At 55.5% G+C, this 591-nt stretch carries 1 protein-coding gene; it reads right to left on the bottom strand.

Annotated features, from left to right (window positions below; genetic code table 11):
- Positions 1-199: 199 nt before the first annotated feature.
- Positions 200-591 (bottom strand): acyl-CoA dehydrogenase family protein (locus J5224_RS34125; protein WP_264629281.1); only part of this gene is annotated, 392 nt, incomplete at its 5' end.

Raw genomic sequence — 591 nt, 5'->3', positions numbered from 1 at the left:
CAGCCAAACTGTTGCATTAACGCAGGCCCACATACGGACATGCTGCTGCGGGCGACAAACATAACAAAGTAATCGACGATCAGCAGGGCAATGATACCCCAGCGTCTGTTTCCAAGAGATGCGTTCATGATGACTCCCAGGGGGGGAACGCCGCAGGACGTGCCTTACGGCGGTCACTATTGCAGGGTGTAGGGCGTTATCACAAAATGACGCCGCGGCTTTCAATCAACGGACGGGCGATGGTTAGACGCTGCACCGTACGTGGCCCTTCCTCGAACCATAACGCGCGTGCATCACGGTACATTCTCTCTACCGGGCCATAGGGGTTATCTTCGAAATAGCCAATACCGCCGAAGATTTCCAGGCAACTGTCAGAGACCGTGCGTACCGTGTCGATGCCGTGCAGTTTGCACATGGCGGATACCATTTCGATATCCTCACCGCGATCGAATTTCTGCGCACAGTCACGCAACATGACGCGTAACGCATGCACCTGGGTGCCCATGTCCGCCAACGTTTGTTGAATCGCCTGGCGCGCCACTAGCGGTTTACCGAAAGTCACTCGGTCTTTGGCTCTCGCAATGGCCAGTT

This window comes from Candidatus Symbiopectobacterium sp. NZEC135, assembly GCF_025962695.1.
This window is presented reverse-complemented; position numbering and strand designations above follow the sequence as displayed.